The organism is Pirellulales bacterium (assembly GCA_036499395.1).
Lineage (GTDB): Bacteria > Planctomycetota > Planctomycetia > Pirellulales > JACPPG01 > JACPPG01.
The window spans coordinates 1-16,204 of the sequence record DASYDW010000124.1; the positions used below are offsets into that span (position 1 = coordinate 1).

Here is a 16,204-nt window from a genome sequence, read left to right on the forward strand (position 1 = left end):
CACCGAGGCCACAGAGAATTCTCTAGGCACAGTTCCCTAACTTTCTCTTGGTGCCTTTTCGCACTTTTCGTGGCCGGATTTTCTAAGTACTTGTAGGGTGTGTCCGAGACACACCACTCTTCTGATCCCTGGCTTCTAATCGGCGAAAATCGGCGCAATCTGCGGATAAACAAATCCTGGTGCGTCACAGACGCACCCTCCCATTTGCATTCGCGACCCATGACCGACAAAGAACCCTCGCTGGCGCTGCGGGCTAGTGTGTTTGCCCCCATCTATGAATCGCCGGGCGAAAGCGCCTTTCCCGTTCATCACTCATCACTTCGCATTCCGAGCTCCACTCCGTCTCATCGCCGCTCGAGAATCTCGGCCAGGTGCAGCACTTCGATTGTGCGGCCCAGGCGTCGCAGGCGGCCGCCGATGTTCATCAGGCAGCCGGCGTCGGTCGAAACCACAGCATCGGCGCCGGTCGCTGTGATGCAGTTCACCTTGTCGGTGACCATCGCCGTCGAGATCTGCGGATAGCGGACCGAGAATGATCCGCCGAAGCCGCAACATTGATCCTGGCGATCGATGCCAACATAGGTCAGCCCTTCGACGCGAGCCAGTAATCGCTCGACCTCACCCGCCAGTCCCAGTCCACGCAAGTGACAAGCGTAGTGGTAGGCGACCTTACCCTGGTAGCGAGCGCCGACGTCCTCGACGCCCAGCAAGTTCACCATCAAGTCAGCCAGCTCGAAGGTGCGGCTGGCCAGCTCTTTCGCCCGCGCGTGCCAATGCTCGTCATCCGCGAGCAGGTGCGGGTACTCGACCTTGACCATCGCTGCGCACGAGCCCGACGGCACGACCACCATGCGATCATTGTCGAAGACATCGATCGTGCGTTTGGCCTGATCGCGTGCCAGGTCGGCAAAGCCTGAGTTGTAAAACGGCTGCCCGCAACACGTCTGCTCGCTGGGGAAATCGACTTCATGCCCCAGCCGGCGCAGCAGGCGCACGGTGGCGCGACCGACTTCGGGCCGCAACACGTCTCCCAGACAAGTGACGAAAAGAGAAAGCTTCATGGCGGCTAAATCGTAACAGCCGAGTGGCGAGCGCGAAACAGGGCGAAAAGCGGTTCAGCCACCGAGGGCACCGAGATCACAGAGAGATCGAACAGATTTACGACAAGGGAAACCGCGAATAAGAGAAATGACAGAACGACACGAATCGGGGAATCCACCGCAAGAAAGCCCTCGCGACGCCCGATTATTCATCATTTGGCGTCCCGCACTTATCTGTGTTCTCGGTGGCTCGTTTCCCCCCTCTCAATCGGCCGCCAGTATTTGGTCAAGCGCGGCCAGTGCCACGCCCCACGGAACGCGCTCTTCTTGATAGGTGCGCCACCAACGGTCGAGCATCGCGGCCGTGTCATCGACCTGGGACGGTTCAACCACATGCCAGACTTGCAAAGCGCGTTGCAGCGTCGACGGATTCAGCTGCGCCAGTTCGACATATTCCGCTGCCGCGAGCGCCGGTGAAATCATGGCCACGCTCACGATCCAAGGCAGCCGCGATTTCGAAACAGCACTGCCAAACCCTGGCAGCTCGCACCCTAACCGCGCGATCAGCCATCCCAGCCGCGCAACCTCGGGCAGGTCAGGATGAGGATTCGCCAACACTGCCTCGATCGCTACTTTGCCGTGCCCCGCATACGCATCACCGCCGCCGCCGGAAATCGGCGTGACGGGTAATGCCGTGGCTCGCTCGACGATCAACCCACGATCCGTCATGCGCCCGATCGCCGCCAACAACCCCGGGCCCCGGCCTTCCCATAACTCACGCAGCGGGCCGGCCCGCAAGGTAAGCTGCCGCTGAACATCCGGCACAGCTTCTTCAAAGACCTCTCGGAGCGCGCGCAATTGTTCGGCAAGTTGTGTCACGACCTCGTCGGTCGGCGGATGCCCGGTCGACCGCAAGAATGCCTGACCGGCCAGTTCCCGATGATCCTCGATTTCGGCCGCCAACGGCACGATTTGCCGCCAGAACTCGTCAGGCGAAATCCCCGCCTCGGTGATCCCCGCAGCCAGCGCCGCGGTGGGCGCCGCCAGTATTTGAGAGAGCCGGCCGTCGACCGGCACCCCAGCCCGCGCGAGGACGCTCGCCGTGTAGTAAGCACTCGCCGCAGTGCTGGCAGTCCAATTGACTTCGATCACGGCCAAAATTCCTGTTCGAGCATCGTCGTGCTTGTTTCGCGCCGGCGCAAGGGCGCCCGGCACGAGCTGGCGAAAACCGACAATACGTCTAGTGTTTTTCTCGTGCCGTCCTTACGAGCAAGCGGGCGAGCATCGCGGTGTCGACGCCTGCCCGGCGGCCTGCCAGCGATTCTAACGCCTCCTCCGCTACGAATCCGCCTCGACGCTGGGACAAACTCGTATAAGATACGGTATTCGTCGATTTTTTCTCTGTCGGGAGACTACTGCCGATGCTGGACCAGCAGGTGAAACCGTGGACCGTGTCCGACGCCGCGGATACATACGATGTCGGGCGCTGGGGAGCGGGTTATTTTTCCGTCGATCAGACGGGACATCTGCACGTCCATCCGACGAAGGATCCGCAGCGTTCGATCGATCTCAAAGAGCTGATCGACTCGCTGCTACTTCGCGGCATCGACCTGCCGATCCTGGTCCGCTTTGCTGACGTGCTCAAGCACCGGCTGGGCGAGATTCATGGCGCCTTCGCGCAGGCGATGAAGGATCACCAGTTCAAAGGCAACTACTTCTGCGTCTACCCGATCAAGGTCAACCAGCAGCGGCAGGTGGTCGAAGAAGTGCTGAACTTCGGCCGCCCATTTAATTTCGGGCTCGAGGCCGGCTCGAAGCCCGAGCTATTGGCGGTCGTGGCCTTGGCCTCGAATGACACACCGATCATCTGCAACGGCTTCAAGGATGCCGAGTTCATCGAGATGGCGATGCTCGCGCAGAAGATCGGCCGCCGCGTCATCCCGGTGGTCGAGAAATACACCGAGTTGGAATTGATCCTGGAGTACGCCGCCAAGGTCGGCGTCCGCCCGCAGATCGGCATGCGCGTGAAGCTGGCTGCCAAGGCCGGCGGCCGGTGGCAGGGTTCTGGTGGCTTCCGCTCCAAATTTGGACTGACGGTTACCGAGATTCTGCGCGCGCTTGAAGAGCTCAAGCAGCGCGGCATGCAGGATTGCTTCAAGCTGCTGCATTTCCACCTGGGCAGCCAGATTCCGAACATTCGCCACATCAAGCAAGCGCTGAACGAAGCGGCCCGCGTCTATACCGAGTTGTACAGCCGCGGCGCGGGGCTCGAGTACATGGATGTCGGCGGCGGCCTGGGAGTGGATTACGACGGTTCGCAGACCAACTTCGAATCGAGCGTCAATTACTCGCTGCAGGAATACGCCAACGACGTCGTGTATCACATTCAAAGCATTTGTGATGACGCCGGCGTGCCTCATCCGACGATCGTCTCGGAAAGCGGCCGAGCCATCGTCGCCTATCACAGCGCCTTGATTTTCAATGTGCTGGGCGTGTCGGGCCTGGGCGAGAGCGACGTACCGAGCGAGCCGCCGGCCGAGGCCGAGCAGCCGATCATCGACCTCTACGGCGCGCTCAATAACCTCACGGCTCGCAACCTGCTGGAGAGCTATCACGACGCGCAGCAAGCGCTCGACATGGCGATGAACCTGTTCAGCGGCGGTTACTTGCCCATCGATCAGCGCAGTTTGGCGGAGAACTTGTTCTGGGCGATTTGCCGTAAGATGCAGCGGCTGGTCCGGCAACTCGACTTCGTGCCCGAGGATCTGCTCGGTTTGGACGCGCTTTTGAGCGAGACCTATTTCTGCAATTTCTCGCTGTTCCAGTCGATGCCAGACAGTTGGGCCATCAAGCAGTTGTTCCCCGTGATGCCGATCCACCGGCTGAACGAGCAGCCGACGCATCATGCGGTGCTGGGGGACATCACCTGTGACTCGGACGGCAAGATCGACTCGTTCATCGATCGCCGTGATGTGAAGCGCACGCTACCACTGCACGCGTTCAATGGCGAACCGTATTTCCTCGGCGCATTTTTGCTCGGCGCGTATCAGGAAATTCTTGGCGATATGCATAACCTGTTCGGCGATACCAACGCCGTGCATGTCAGCCTGGGAGACAGCGGCGAGGTCGTGCTCGAAACCGTGATCAAGGGAGATACCGTTCGCGAAGTCCTCGATTACGTCGAGTGGGACCCCAACGATCTGGTCCGCCAGTTCCGCAACGATGTCGAAATGGCCGTGCGGGAAAATCGCCTCGATTTCCAGCAAGCCGGCCGGCTGATTCGTTTTTACGAAGATGGCCTGCAAGGCTACACCTACCTGGAAGACGCGCGCGACTCTTAATTAGTCGGCAGTCGGCAGCGGGCGGTGAGAAGAGCGAAGCAAAAGCGTCATGCCATTGACTGCTTAGATCGTTAGTCGTCGCCGGTGCATGCGTCCGACGCGCATTGAATCCACCCACTGCCAGCGATTCTCGTCATGTCTGTGCGCGGTGTGATCTTCGACCTGGACGGCACGCTGGTCGACTCGGGCCTCGATTTCGAGGCCATGCGGCGCGAAATGCAATTACCCCCGGGCTTGGCGCTGCTTGAAGCAATCGAGGCGTTACCGGAACCCGACGCCGAGCGCTGCCGTACGATCCTGGCCCGCCATGAATGGGCCGGAGCTAGCCGGGCCACGCTGATGCCTGGCGTGCCGGCGTTTCTCTCGACCCTGGCCGAGCGTGGCCTTCATCGCGCGATCTTCACGCGCAACGCGCGGGCCGTGACGCTGGCAACCATTGAACGTCTGGCTCTCGATTTCGATACCGTCGTGGCCCGCGAGGACGCACCGGCCAAGCCCGACCCAACGGCAATCTGGCGAATTTGCGAATGCTGGCGACTCGCGCCATCGCAAGTAGCCCTCGTCGGCGACTTTCGCTTTGATATCGAAGCGGGCAACCGTGCCGGAGTACGCACGATCCTGTACACGGCCGGCGGCCCTCCGCTGGCAGCGCACGGCGCCGACGAAGCCGACTATTGCTTATCCTCGTTCGATCAGGCTACCGATTTGCTCGCCTGGCTTGCCGAATCGCTCTAGGTCCCTTCCGCGGTTGTTGTTAGAATCCCCGCCCGCTTCGGCGACGGTCTCCAGGGCAGTGCTGCAGTCCTTGCGCGAATGTCCAGGCGTACCGTCGTTCTCGTCCGTCACTTGAAGGGACATCGACACATGGTTTTGCCGCGCAAGATGCTTGTTGGATTGGCATTGGGCAGCTCGGCCTTCTTGGCGTCCGCAGCTCGCGGGCAAGAGGGCGATGCGACGGCCCCGACAACGAATCCTCCGCGCGTGCAAATTCCACCAATGACGTCCACGCAGGCGTCAGGGGCGAAGGCTCCCGCCGGCGCCCCTCGCAAAGCGGCGCCACAAGGGCCGATCGCCGGCGCTCCACGGCAGGGTGCCATGCCGCCCCCGTCGGCGGCGCTCCACCAGGGGCAACCTGGGAAGGCACCGTCGAACAAGCCACAGCAGCCCGGAATGCGTGCCCCCGCAACGGCGGCGGCAGCCCCGGCAACTCGCGTGCAACAGGCGCAACATCAGCAGCCACTCCCCGGCCCCGGCCAAGCTCAACCGGGTCGGCAGCAGCCCCCCACCGGACCGCAACCCGGCCCCGCATTGTCAGCGGCCGAGCAGGCGGAACTCGACCAGGTTCTGGCCGCGTGGGAACAGAAGAGCGAATCGATCAAAGTCTTGACGACCACCTTCACGATGTTCGAGTACGACGCCGTGTTCGGACCGAAAGCTGCTCCAGGCGAGCCGCCGAGGGAAAAACGCAGGTGCGAAGGGACGATTCAATTCGCCTCGCCCGATAAGGGGTCATATCAAATGACCAAAGGGGGCGAGGAACGCTGGATGTGCGATGGCTTGGCAATCTACGAATTCGACGTTAAGCAGAAGAAGCTGAAAGAGTACCGGCTCCCCAAAGAGTTGCAGGGCAAGGCGATCGCGAACGGTCCGCTACCGTTTGTCTTCGGCGCTCAGGCCGAAGCGATGAAGCAGCGATACGTGATGCGCATCTTTACTCCGCCCGAAGAAAAGAACCAAATCTGGATCGAAGCCTGGCCACGCTGGCAGCAGGACGCGGCCAATTTTCATCACGTGCAGGTCATCCTGGATAGCAAGACGATGCTCCCCGTGGCATTGCGATTGTTCGATCCCAATCCGCAAATTCACAAGGTCTACGTCTTCGAAACGACGAAGGTCAATGGAACGTGGGACCAGATCAAAGGCTTCTTCAGTCGCCCCACGACGCCGCTCGGTTGGCAGCATGTCGTCGAAGAGGCCCCTGCCGGGGCAACGCCATCCGCTCAGCCTCCCCAGGCCCCCACGGCCGACGCTCGCGCGAAGGCGGCGCCACCAAGAGCGCCCGCGGTTAAATAGCGCTTTGCTCGCCCGTGAACAGTGAGTTACCCGCGCTGCAAAAGCGACCGGTCGTGGCTGTCCGTCTGATCGCGTTGGCGATTTAAGTTCGTGTCCGCTCACCGATCGCCTTATGCCATCAATCTTTACCCTTGCGCGGGTGCCTTCCTGCGCCCTCGACGGCCGTTCGCTGAATTGACTCGGTCCTCCGAACCCCTATAATCTACCGTTGCCAAAGGCCAAAGTGCGTAAATACTTACGCTGCTTTGACGAGACACTTTGTGCGCGACAATCATGCGACCGCCGTCGATCGAATGGAGTTGGTTTTTGCGTCGTTGCCCTCTTCGGTGGCCGGCGAAGGCCAAGGTGTTGGCGCAACTCCTGGCTGCGGTTTTCACCCTCGCTTTTTATGGCTCGATGCCGCTGGTGGCCCTCGCCCAAGAGGGTGCCAACGAGGCCAAGTCCGAGGCACCGGCGGCCGCAGTTCCTGCCCCTGAACGGCGCGCGGGGCGCATGGTGCGCGTTCCCATGCCCATCACCGACAAGGTGGACAATCAAATCCGCCGGGTCGTCGACTCGGTGCTAGCCGAGACTAAGCGGGCCGGGCAATGGCCGGTGTTCATTTTCGAGATCGAGCCCGGCCGGGCGAATTTCGGCGAGGCTTATGACTTGGCGAACTTCCTGTCAGGCCCCGCACTGAACGGCGCCACGACCGTCGCCTGGATTCCCAAGACGATCAGCGGGCATGCCGTGCTCGTGGCGATGGCCTGTGACGAAATCGTGATGAGCCCCGAGGCCGAGATCGGCAAGGCGGGGGAGTACGAAAAGGTCATCGAGCCCTCGGTGCGCAACGCCTACGTCGGCATCGCCAATCGCCGGATGAACATCCCCAGCGACGTGGCGCTCGCGCTACTGGACCCAGCGGTCGAGCTGGTGATGGTCGAGACCGACGTCAGCCGCGAGTACGCGCTGGCCTCGCGACTCGACGAGCTGCGCAAGCAGAAGTCGTTCGAGAAGCCAAAGGTCATCAAGCCAGCCGGGCAGCCCGGCATCTTTACCGGCAATCGGGCCTGGGAGCTGGGCTTCGTGAAGAGCCTGGCGGCCAGCCGTGCGGACGTTGCCAAGGCGCTCGGACTGCCGCGCGAAGCGGTCGAGGCCGATCCCTCGCTCGACGGTGACTGGCGACCGGTCCGCATCGATATCCGTGGACCGATCACGTCAAAGCTGGCCGAACAAACGCAGGCCCTGATCCAAAACCAGATACAAGATCACGACGCCAACTTCTTTTGCCTGTGGATCGACAGCGAAGGGGGCTCGGCGACCGACAGTATCAACTTGGCGAACTTCCTAACGAGCCTCGATCCGGGCGAGCGGCGCACCGTGGCTTACATTCCCAACGCCGCGCGCGCCGACGCGGCGTTCATCGCCCTGGCGGCCGATCAGATCGTAATGCATCCGAAGGCGACGCTGGGTGGCCGAGGGGACATGCTCGCCGATGACGTCGATGTAAAGTTGATCGCCGGCTCGCTCCGTGACATTGCCAAACGCAAGGGGCGCGCGCCGGCGATAGCCGCAGCAATGATCGATCCCTCGGTCACGGTGTACCGCTATACCCGTGTGCGCGACGCTTTAATCGACTATTTCACGCCCGAGGATCTCGCCGCGCAAGGCGATGCCGATGGCTGGCAACAAGGGGCCGAGATCGGACACCGCGGTCAGCCGCTGGAACTTACCGGCCAGGAAGCCGAACAATACGGCGTGGCCCGCTATCTGGCTCGCGACTTTGAAGAGCTCAAGAATCTCTACGGACTCGAAGGGGACCCGGCGCTCGTCGAGCCGAGCTGGGCCCATATCTTGATCGACGCCTTGAATTCGCCGGGCATCAGTTGGTTGTTGTTGCTGGTCGGAGGCGCGGCTCTATACGCGGAGCTTCAGGCCCCGGGCATCGGACTTGGCGGATTGATCTCGGCCCTCTGCTTCCTGCTTTACTTCTGGATCGCCTATTTAGGCGGTACGGCAGGTTGGCTCGAGGTGTTGCTGTTTTTGGCCGGCGTGGTCTGCCTGATGCTCGAAATTTTCGTTTTGCCGGGCGTAGGCGTGTTCGGACTTGCGGGTGGGTTGCTCGTAATCGTTTCCTTGGTGCTGGCCAGTCAGACTTTCGTGCTGCCGCGCAACGCGTACCAGGTTGCGCAGTTGCGCAACAGCCTGCTAGCCCTGACCTCGGTCGGTGCCGGGGTCGTGGCACTGGCGATTTTGATGAACCGGTACTTGCCGCACGCGCCGATGTTCAATCGCATGATGCTCGCCCCCCCAACGCCTGAGGAACTGTCCGTGATTCACCAGCGCGAGGCGGTCGCGAGATTTGAGCATCTAGTAGGAATGCAAGGCGTTACGACGACGCCGCTGCTACCCAGCGGCAAGGCGCAGATAGGCGACGAGTTGGTCGATGTGATCGCCGATGGCGAGGTGATCGAAAGAAACCAACCGGTGCGCGTCGTCGAGGTGCGGGGTAATCGGGTCTTGGTGCGTCAGGTGGCGTAAAATTCTTTCTTGCCCTTCGCGCCACGTACTGAAATTTTGACGTTTGCCGCGAACTTCGGCTGTACTAGACGGGCAGCGAGTCACTTCCATCGAGCGACACAACACGCCGCCTCCGCGGCAACGCGGCGGGCCGCGACCGAGACAGGAATATGGATTATCTGTCGTGGGCCGCCATCTTGCTGGCCGTTGGCTTAACGCTGGCGATGCTCGAGGTGTTCGTCCCCTCGGGCGGATTGCTGGGGTTCATGTCGATGGCCTCGATGCTGGCCGCCGTTTATCTCGCCTTTCGGCACGGTCCCTGGTCGGGCGTTGGCTTCCTTGGACTTGCCGTGTTCGCCGTTCCGGCGGGACTAATCTTCGCACTGCAGTTATGGCCCAAAACCCCCATGGGGCGCCGCATCCTGTTACCCCTTCCCAAAGGGGACGACTTCCTGCCAGATAGCGACAAGCGACGAAACTTGAAGGCGTTGGTCGGAAAGCTCGGCAAGGCGCGGACCCTGATGCTTCCCAGCGGCGCCGTCGACATCGAAGGCACGATCGTCGACGCCCTCAGCGAAGGGATGGCAATCGAGGCCGGCAGTTGGGTGAAGGTCGTCGAGGTGCGCGGCACCCGCGTCGTTGTCCGACCAACTCAAGAACGACCCCACGTCGAGACTCATCCGGCCGAACTGGACCAGTCGATCGAATCGATCGGCCTGGACCCATTCGACGATCCCCTTGCCTGATAGCGGGTTGCGTCCGAGGAATCCCGCGATTTTCCCGGCGTAAAACGTCGGTTTGCTTCGCTTCCTCGGCCGGGTGAAACCCCCAAGCGATCGGGGGGTAACACCCGCGCACAAATGCGCCGCTACAATTGATCGTACCGCGCCCACAGTGCGCGATGAAACCGCGGAGAAATCCGCCCGTCATTTGAGGACAGACATGGCGCTCTTGGGCCAGGCCGAGGTTGGTAACGTGATTTGGATCGTGATCCTGTTCGCCATGCTCATTGGCGGCCTGATCTTCTTTGCGATCTTCGCCCGTTATTTTCGTCTCTATGTGCAGAGCGTAACGACCGGCGCCGGCATCGGCATCTTCGATTTGCTCGGCATGACCTTTCGCAAGGTCAACCCGACGGTCATGGTGCGCAGCAAGATCATGGCGGTGCAGGCCGGCCTGGGCGAGTCGACGGGCATCACCAGCAAAGCGCTCGAAGCGCACTTCCTGGCCGGCGGAAACGTCCCGCTAGTGATTCGCGCCATCATCGCCGCCAACAAGGCCAAGACAATCGATCTCGATTTCAAACTTGCGACAGCCATCGACCTGGCCGGGCGCAACGTGCTCGAAGCCGTACAGACCAGCGTTTACCCGAAAGTGATCGACTGCCCGCCGCGCGGGTCAGCGCGTCAAACCTTGGACGCCGTCGCGAAAAACGGTATTCAGCTCAAAGTGAAGGCGCGCGTCACTGTGCGGGCCAACCTGCAACAACTGATCGGTGGCGCCACCGAAGAGACGATCATCGCCCGCGTCGGCGAAGGCATCGTCAGCGCCATCGGTTCGGCCGAAACACATCTTGAGGTGCTGGCCAACCCGGACCGTATCTCGAAGGCAGTGCTCGCCCGCCGTCTCGATTCGCAAACAGCGTTCGAGATCGTGTCGATCGACATTGCCGATATCGACGTCGGCGACAATATCGGCGCCCGCCTGCAGGCCGATCAGGCCGAAGCAGATATGCGCGTGGCGCGAGCAAACGCCGAAGGGCGCCGCGCCATGGCCGTGGCGCAAGAGCAGGAAATGATCGCCCAGATTGAGGAAAGCCGCGCCAAGCTAGTCGAGGCCGACGCCGAGGTGCCCAAGGCGATCGCCGACGCCATTCGTGGGCACAAGCTGGGAATCCTCGACTATTACAAGTTGCGCAACGTGCAGGCCGACACCGAAATGCGAACCGCGATCGCCGGCAGCGGAACGCCCGCCCGCAATGGCCAGAAGGCGCAATCATGATCGCATTCGCCCCGCTATGGGCCGACGTCGAATGGCTAAGGTTCCTCGTCCCGGCCGTGATGTTCGCCGTGTGGGTGCTGAACCGGTTGCTGGGGGGCGAATCCCCGGCGGCCCGACAGGCCAAAGCGCGGCAACAGGCGCGCGTTAATCCGCCCCCTCCGCCGGCCGACAAGCAGCGAGTCGACGACGAGGTGAGCGAGTTTCTGCGCCGTGCCGCACAGCAACGTTCGGGACATACCACCCGCACCCCTGCGCCTGCCATGCCGCCGCAGCCTCCGTCGGTCGTGCGCAAGCCAGGGTCCGCCGAAGCGCGGCGGGCCGGCGCAGCTGTGGCCGAGACCACACAACCGTCGAATACGCCGCGCACGCTCGCACCGACGCTCTCCGCTTCGATCGGCTCGCGCCACCTCGGTGGAGTGCAACCGAAGGAAGTCGAGCAGGCCGAAGCGGCCATGCAATCGCATCTCACTCAGGTGTTTGGTCACAACGTCGGCTCGCTTGGCGATGTCCAGACCGCGACCAGTGAGCTGGCCGATGTACCGGCCGATCGCGTGTCCGCATTGCTGCGCGACCCGCAAACCATTCGCGACGCCATCATCGTCAGCGAAATCCTCCGCCGACCAGAAGAGCGCTGGTAAGCCGGCGGCTTCGAGCGCGGACAGCATCCGGCTCTCGCTCCATGACACGCCCCCGCTGTGCCGTTATACTCCCGGCGACAGGCTCATTGGTCGCGTGCCGCGCACGCCCCGCTTCCCGCAATCGACCGCAGAGGAACCACCTAATGGCAATTCCCGAAATCGCACCAGGTAAGACCCGTTTGGGATGGATCGGCACCGGCGTGATGGGGTCGAGCATGTGCGGGCATCTGCTCGATCGCGGCTTTGCCGTCACCGTGTACAACCGCACTCGTCAGCGAGCCGAACCACTATTGGCGAAAGGTGCAAAGTGGGGGGACACGCCAAAGAGCGTGGCCGAAAACTCGGACGTCATCTTCACGATCGTCGGCTACCCCAGCGACGTCCGGGAAGTGGTTCTGGGCGCCCAGGGAACGCTCGTCGGCAGCAAGGCCGGAAATATCCTGGTCGACATGACCACCAGCGAGCCATCGCTGGCCGAAGAGATCGCCGCGGCCGCCAGCAAACGTGGTGTGTACAGTGTCGACGCGCCGGTCTCGGGCGGGGACGTGGGGGCTCGCGAGGCTCGGCTGTCGATCATGATCGGCGGCGAAGCTCCGATCGTCGAATCGCTGCGTCCCTGCTGGGAAGCGATGGGTAAGACGATCATTCATCAGGGCGGGCCCGGCGCCGGCCAACACACGAAGATGGTCAACCAGACGTTGATCGCCACGAACATGATCGGCGTCTGCGAGGCGCTGCTTTACGGTTACCGCGCGGGGCTGAACCTGGAAACCGTGCTAAAGTCCGTTGCGCCGGGCGCTGCCGGCAGTTGGTCGCTGTCGAATCTTGGACCGCGAATTATCGCCAACAATTTCGATCCCGGCTTCTTCGTCGAGCACTTCATCAAGGATATGGGAATCGCGCTTGCGGAATCGAAGCGGATGAACCTGTGCATGCCCGGTTTGGCGCTTGGGCACCAGTTGTACATAGCGCTGGCCGCGCAAGGACATTCGCGCGATGGCACGCACGCGCTGGAGTTGGCCCTGGCATCAATGTCAGGCATCGACTGGAAGAATCGCTAAGGCGATATCCAAGGCTTGGTATCGCGAAAGTTACCGTATAACCTTGCGCCGTTGCACTTCCCGGCCCACACCGACGCGGCACAATCGTCAAACTCGAACTTTCCGCGCGGTTGATTGGCTGATTTCGGATCGTTTCGCGGTAACTCTTGACCGCCGCCAACGGCGACCTAGTGTTGCACGGCTTCGCCGGATGTTGGCCTACCCCGTTTCTTGCGCCTTGCCACGACACTAGACCCGTTGTGGCGCCCCACGATTTGCAAGAGCGACCTAGCGTCCTACCTTGGTCCGCTCGCCCCGCCGCGGACCGCAACCGTCGAGCAATCCGATCATGCCAGTCACCGAACACCCACCCGAGGCCATGCATCAGACTTTGACCTGCCAACTGACAGCGACCGAGGCGGATCGGATCCTCATCATCGACGACGAAGATGCGATCGTCTCGGCCTTGTCATCCCAGTTGCGTCAGCAGGGCTTCCGAGTCAGCCTGGCCGGAACCGGTAGCCAGGGGCGCACGGCCGCCCACCGCGACCGGCCGAACCTGATCATCCTCGATCTTCGCCTGCCGGACATCGACGGCTTTTCGCTGTGCCAGGAACTCGCCGACGCACCAGCTACCGCCAGCACGCCGGTGATCCTGCTCAGCGGCATGGTACGCCCCGATATCATTCGCCGCTCGCGGGCCGCGGGCTGCCAATATTTCGTCCGCAAGCCCTATGATCCGGGGGCCCTGCTGGTGTTGATCCGGCACTCGCTGGACGACTCGCGGCGTTGGAGTGCCCCGGCCGAAAATGAATGAAAAGCCGCGAATAGTAGCCCTTTGCGACGCCCTTGAGCGAGCCTCCGCCGATTTGCTATGATTTGTCCTTATGAACCTCTGCCCCCGGAGCGTACTTGATACGCCGGGCAAGGTTCTCGGACGCACCAACTTCTTGATTCGGAGACACGCGTGGGAACGAAGAAAACGGGAAAAGGGCGACGCAAGGTGGGTCGGAAAAAGCGCCGCATGCGGTCGAAGATCCGGCACCGCAAGGGTTAGTCTTAACCCGAGTTCTTCGCATTCTCAAAAAAGGGGGGGCGCTTGCGCGACGGCCGCAGTGTCTATTGCCCCGTCGCGCGTGTTGCTTCGTTGTGCCCTCGCGTGCGGCGTTCGGCGGACGCCGCTGAACTCGCGCCGAGGGCGGTGCTAGACTTGATGGTCCCGGACCGTTCCCGCATTTGTCCGCATCCATGAAGCCCCTACGGATCAAGAATCCTCGACGGCGGTTCACCGCGGCGCGCGACGAGAACGGCGTCCCTCACATCACCGCCAGCTCTTTCCCGAGCGCCCTGTACGGCCTGGGCTTTCTGCACGCCGTCGACCGACCGACGCAAATGCTGTTTGGCCACGCCGTGGCCAGTGGCCGCTCGGCCGAACTTATTGCCGACAAGCCTGAGCTGCTCGAAACCGATCGCTTCTTCCGCCGTGCCGGGCTGTTTCTGAATCTCGAGCACGACGTGCAACGGCTCGACGACGTCACTTTCGGCAACGTCACGGCCTATTGCGAAGGGGTCAACGACGGCATGAAGCAGTACGGCCGCTCGCTGCCGATGTGGGCGACCGGCTTCCAGATGCATCCCTGGAATCAACAAGCGGTGCTCTTGATCGGCAATCTGCTGGCCTTTGGCGGCTTGGCCGTCGGGCAGCAACAAAACGAGCGCATTCTGCTCGAGCTCATTCAGACCGGCGTCGACCGCGATTGCTTGCGAGAGCTCTTCGAGCCGCTACTGGATCAGGCGGATTTTGATTTGCTGTCGCAGATCAAAATCTCGAATCGCCTCTCGGACGAAGCGCTCGAGCTGCTGACCGACCTGCCAAGATTAGCGGGCAGCAATGCCTGGGCCGTGTCGCCGTCGCGCAGTGCTTCCGGCGGCGCCCTCCTCGCATCGGACCCGCATCTGGAGGTTAATCGCCTGCCGGCCCTGTGGTACGAAGCCGTGCTGCGGTGGGACGACGATTGGCTCATGGGGGCCACGCTGCCAGGCTGCCCGTTTTTCGCCGTGGCTCGCAACAGCCGGCTGGCCTGGGGCGTGACTTATCTGAAAGGGGACACGAGCGATTACTTCATCGAGGATTGCCGCATCGGCGAAGAAGGACGCTGGCAATATCGCCGCGGCGAGAAGTGGCTCGACTTTCGAATCCGCGAAGAAAAGATCTTACGCAAAGGGGGCGAGCCCGAGCGCCTGAACGTCTACTACAACTCGATCGGTACGCTGGACGGCGATCCCAATCAGGTTGGCGAAGGGTACCAATTGCTGACCGCTTGGACAGGCGATTCCGGCGGCGGCGAACGCTGCATGCAAACCTGGCTCGAGCTGGTGAGCTGCACCACGACACAGTCAGCAATGGACCTGGTGCGCGAATGTCCGCAGCCGACACTGTGCTGGATCCTCGCCGACCACGAAGGGCACATCGGCCGACAGGCGAATGGCCGGTTTCCCGTGCGCGGCAATGGACACAGCGGGCTGTTGCCGATTCCGGCCTGGGACGAATCGAATCACTGGCAAGGCTGGATGCCGACAGATCTCTTGCCACGCGTCTATGATCCACCGAGAGGTTACGTATCGAGCGCGAACGAAGGACTGCTGAGCGCCAATGGCGCATCACTCGTGACGTTACCGGTGCCCGACTATCGCAAGCGACGCATTGAGGAACGGCTGGCTGCTCTCGATCAGGCGACACTGAAGGACATGCAAGCCTTGCAATATGACGTCGTCAGTTTGCAAGCGCGCGATTTGCTCGAAGTGTTCTTGCCCGAGCTTCCCGACGGCGAAATCAAGAGTCGGCTTTCGGCCTGGCAGTGCAACTACGACCCGCACTGCGTCGAGGCGACCCTTTTCTCGCGTCTCTATCGCAACGTGCTGCTGGAAGTTTTTGGCGGAGACACGGGTCAGCATCGCGGACTTGGTTGGCGGCGCATGCTGTATTTATGTTCGCGTGTCGGTTTCGCGATGCCGGTCATTACCAGCATTGATCGTTTACTGACAAAAGCGGACAGCCTGTGGTGGGAGGGGCGCGATAAAGGGCAATTGATCCGGAAAGCCGCCGCGGCGCTCGCGGGCGAAGCCGACCAGCCGTGGAGCGTGACCAACGCCTTCAGCTTTACGAATCGCTTTTTTGAAGGGCAGCTCGTCGGTCGCACGCTGGGATTGCATACGCCTGACATGCCGATGCCCGGCTGCCACGCGACCCCCTTCCAAGGCCACCTGCTGCGCTCGGCGACGCGCGAAACCACTTTTGCGCCGTCGTATCATTTCGTCGCCGACGTGCAAGCACCCGAGGCGTGGACGAACCTGCCCGGCGGCCCCAGCGAAAGCTGGTTCTCGCGCTGGTACAAGAACGACATTCCGCGCTGGTGTTCGGGGCAATATAAGAAGCTGTCTGTCCAAGACCCCGCGTGAAAGATCGGCCGTTCGCGCGATCGCCACCCAGTGTGTCTCGCTTGCAGCGGGCGCCAACGAGTGCCGCAAAAAGCCGGCCCGGGACACCGTCACACCGGTTTGGCCGGCTCGCC

12 protein-coding genes are annotated in these 16,204 nt (G+C 62.0%); 10 read left to right on the forward strand and 2 right to left on the reverse strand.

Annotation, left to right across the window (positions count from 1 at the left end; all coding sequences use genetic code 11):
- Positions 1 to 344 precede the first annotated feature (344 nt).
- Together VGN12_25000 and VGN12_25005 are read right to left on the reverse strand one after the other, a co-directional pair.
- Positions 345 to 1,061, reverse strand: coding sequence for a (Fe-S)-binding protein (locus tag VGN12_25000; protein HEY4312732.1), 717 nt, complete (start codon positions 1,059 to 1,061; stop codon positions 345 to 347).
- A gap of 243 nt (positions 1,062 to 1,304) precedes the next feature.
- Positions 1,305 to 2,192 (reverse strand): hypothetical protein, encoded by an 888-nt coding sequence (locus VGN12_25005; GenBank protein ID HEY4312733.1) that lies wholly within the window; start codon positions 2,190 to 2,192, stop codon positions 1,305 to 1,307.
- 269 nt (positions 2,193 to 2,461) lie between these two features.
- Between VGN12_25005 and speA the strand changes: the two genes are divergently transcribed.
- From speA to VGN12_25055, 10 genes are all read left to right on the forward strand, one after another.
- Entirely contained in the window at positions 2,462 to 4,381 is a 1,920-nt protein-coding gene (gene speA, locus VGN12_25010; protein ID HEY4312734.1) for a biosynthetic arginine decarboxylase, read from the forward strand.
- Between the two features lie 135 nt (positions 4,382 to 4,516).
- Positions 4,517 to 5,116 (forward strand): HAD family hydrolase, encoded by a 600-nt coding sequence (locus VGN12_25015; protein HEY4312735.1) that lies wholly within the window; start codon positions 4,517 to 4,519, stop codon positions 5,114 to 5,116.
- Between the two features lie 129 nt (positions 5,117 to 5,245).
- Positions 5,246 to 6,454, forward strand: coding sequence for a TIGR03009 domain-containing protein (locus VGN12_25020; protein HEY4312736.1), 1,209 nt, complete (start codon positions 5,246 to 5,248; stop codon positions 6,452 to 6,454).
- A gap of 306 nt (positions 6,455 to 6,760) precedes the next feature.
- Entirely contained in the window at positions 6,761 to 8,974 is a 2,214-nt protein-coding gene (locus VGN12_25025) for an NfeD family protein (protein ID HEY4312737.1), read from the forward strand.
- 149 nt (positions 8,975 to 9,123) lie between these two features.
- Entirely contained in the window at positions 9,124 to 9,699 is a 576-nt protein-coding gene (locus VGN12_25030) for an NfeD family protein (protein HEY4312738.1), read from the forward strand.
- A gap of 196 nt (positions 9,700 to 9,895) precedes the next feature.
- Positions 9,896 to 10,954 carry a flotillin-like protein FloA gene (gene floA, locus VGN12_25035; GenBank protein HEY4312739.1) on the forward strand — a complete coding sequence of 353 codons (1,059 nt, stop codon included), beginning with the start codon at positions 9,896 to 9,898 and terminating at the stop codon, positions 10,952 to 10,954.
- On the forward strand, positions 10,951 to 11,592 hold the full coding sequence (locus tag VGN12_25040; GenBank protein ID HEY4312740.1) for a hypothetical protein: 642 nt from the start codon (positions 10,951 to 10,953) through the stop codon (positions 11,590 to 11,592). The genes floA and VGN12_25040 overlap by 4 nt, the downstream gene beginning before the upstream one ends.
- Before the next feature lie 158 nt (positions 11,593 to 11,750).
- Positions 11,751 to 12,653: an NAD(P)-dependent oxidoreductase gene (locus VGN12_25045; protein HEY4312741.1), complete on the forward strand. Its 903-nt coding sequence runs from the start codon at positions 11,751 to 11,753 to the stop codon at positions 12,651 to 12,653.
- 328 nt (positions 12,654 to 12,981) lie between these two features.
- Complete coding sequence (locus VGN12_25050) at positions 12,982 to 13,449, forward strand: response regulator (GenBank protein ID HEY4312742.1); 468 nt, start codon at positions 12,982 to 12,984, stop codon at positions 13,447 to 13,449.
- Between the two features lie 431 nt (positions 13,450 to 13,880).
- On the forward strand, positions 13,881 to 16,091 hold the full coding sequence (locus VGN12_25055; protein HEY4312743.1) for a penicillin acylase family protein: 2,211 nt from the start codon (positions 13,881 to 13,883) through the stop codon (positions 16,089 to 16,091).
- Positions 16,092 to 16,204: the final 113 nt, after the last annotated feature.

Coding starts and splice junctions, on each gene's coding strand:
- VGN12_25000 (HEY4312732.1), bottom strand. CDS start 1,061: ATGAAGCTTTCTCTTTTCGTCACTTGTCTGGGAGACGTGTTGCGGCCC.
- speA (HEY4312734.1), top strand. CDS start 2,462: ATGCTGGACCAGCAGGTGAAACCGTGGACCGTGTCCGACGCCGCGGAT.
- VGN12_25015 (HEY4312735.1), top strand. CDS start 4,517: ATGTCTGTGCGCGGTGTGATCTTCGACCTGGACGGCACGCTGGTCGAC.
- VGN12_25020 (HEY4312736.1), top strand. CDS start 5,246: ATGGTTTTGCCGCGCAAGATGCTTGTTGGATTGGCATTGGGCAGCTCG.
- VGN12_25030 (HEY4312738.1), top strand. CDS start 9,124: ATGGATTATCTGTCGTGGGCCGCCATCTTGCTGGCCGTTGGCTTAACG.
- floA (HEY4312739.1), top strand. CDS start 9,896: ATGGCGCTCTTGGGCCAGGCCGAGGTTGGTAACGTGATTTGGATCGTG.
- VGN12_25040 (HEY4312740.1), top strand. CDS start 10,951: ATGATCGCATTCGCCCCGCTATGGGCCGACGTCGAATGGCTAAGGTTC.
- VGN12_25050 (HEY4312742.1), top strand. CDS start 12,982: ATGCCAGTCACCGAACACCCACCCGAGGCCATGCATCAGACTTTGACC.
- VGN12_25055 (HEY4312743.1), top strand. CDS start 13,881: ATGAAGCCCCTACGGATCAAGAATCCTCGACGGCGGTTCACCGCGGCG.